This is a genomic window from Corynebacterium suicordis DSM 45110, assembly GCF_015351405.1.
Lineage (GTDB): Bacteria > Actinomycetota > Actinomycetes > Mycobacteriales > Mycobacteriaceae > Corynebacterium > Corynebacterium suicordis.
On record NZ_JADKMY010000010.1, the window covers coordinates 1 to 1,393 of the forward strand.

Below are 1,393 nucleotides of genomic sequence, written 5' to 3' on the forward strand. Positions count from 1 at the left end.
CTCGCCGAACAGTTCGAGCAGGCTGGTGGGGTTGGGGGCTGCAAGCACAGTGCGACTCATGCACTGGTGCGCCGCAGAACACACACCCCACCGGCCTTCCTTCCTCCTGGTTGGTGTGGCTGGCCCCAGGCCAAGCCAGACACACCAACCCACCGCGGTCGGAGACTAGCGGGGCGGAACTATCGTTGGCGGATGTACGCGAGGATCTGGTCATAGGCGCTGCGATCTGTGGGCAGCTCTTCTCGTTCGTCTGCATCGAGGTGTTGGTGCAGGAGCGCGGTAGCAGTTAACGTTCCTGTGGCTGCGAGCTGGCTGGCGCTGATACCTAGTTCGATGAGGGCGATGTCGTGGGGGTCTTCGGAGCGGGCGAGTGCTTTTCAGGAAATCGGCGGTTGTCATGGATATGTTGTCATTGGCGCTTGTCATGTGTTATTGTGTCCTTAGTGAATCGGTGAGACCCCAAGTGCCCTCGGGCAGTTGGGGTCTTTCCCTTGTGTCGGGGTGGTTGCGTTGGTGCGCGTGATTGGGGAATGCGCGCCCCTCCCGATCGGTCTTAGCGGTTGAGTGCCTTTCGGCTGTCCACTCGCTGCTGGCCAAGATCAACGTTGTGGCCTGCGCTGGAGCCGCTGGAGAATCCTTGGGGGTCTAGGCGGTTTTTGCTCTGTCGGGTGCGTAGTCGGCCGTGAGCTTCGTTGAGAGCTTGCCGGGCTGCTTGCGCATCGCTAAGCAGTACGATCTCGCCCTTGTCCTTGGCGGTATCAAACTCTCGGCTTTGGCCGTCTTCGATCTCCTGGAGACGGTGGGCGATGGTCTGAGCGAATCCTTGCATCCATGAGCGTCGCTGGAGGACTGTGGATACCCCGATAAAATCATCTAAGCTAGCGCGTTTCGCCTGAGTGAGCATGTAGGGGTTGAGGTAGCTGAACATCATCATCACGCGCTTGACGTGCTTGTTCCGCCCAAAAATTTCCACATGGCTGATCTTGTTTGAGTTCCGCGTTGTCCATAACACCGGCTCGCAATGCAGCGCTTTGGCAATACGTCCAAGTAGCTGCCCCTGGCAATCGGTGTAAGCACCACTGAGAGACACCTTCTCATGAATCATCTCATCGGCAGTCCCCTGGGCGAGGTCGCGCTCGTTGATTCCGTATTTTGCCATCATCTCCAGCGCTCGGCTGCGGAAGGCCTCTTCATCTGGCTGGCCTGCCCGGCTGCGCGCCATCTCGAGTAGTGCCTTGATCTTGCGTTCAATGCCCTCTGGATGTGTCATGGTGTCCTCCTTGGACTTGGTAGTGAATCGGTGACCCGTCTGCCACCTGCCTTACCTCCTCGTTTTTCGCCCGAGAAGGCACGAAGTGCCGATTAGTGAGCGACGCGAAGTGCCAGTCCTGGA

1 protein-coding gene is annotated in these 1,393 nt (G+C 58.7%); it reads right to left on the reverse strand.

What is annotated here, in order from left to right:
• Positions 1-553: 553 nt before the first annotated feature.
• Positions 554-1,270, reverse strand: a complete 717-nt coding sequence (locus IRY30_RS10240) for a DUF2786 domain-containing protein (protein ID WP_194557346.1) — start codon at positions 1,268-1,270, stop codon at positions 554-556.
• Positions 1,271-1,393: the final 123 nt, after the last annotated feature.

Coding starts and splice junctions, on each gene's coding strand:
- IRY30_RS10240 (WP_194557346.1), bottom strand. CDS start 1,270: ATGACACATCCAGAGGGCATTGAACGCAAGATCAAGGCACTACTCGAG.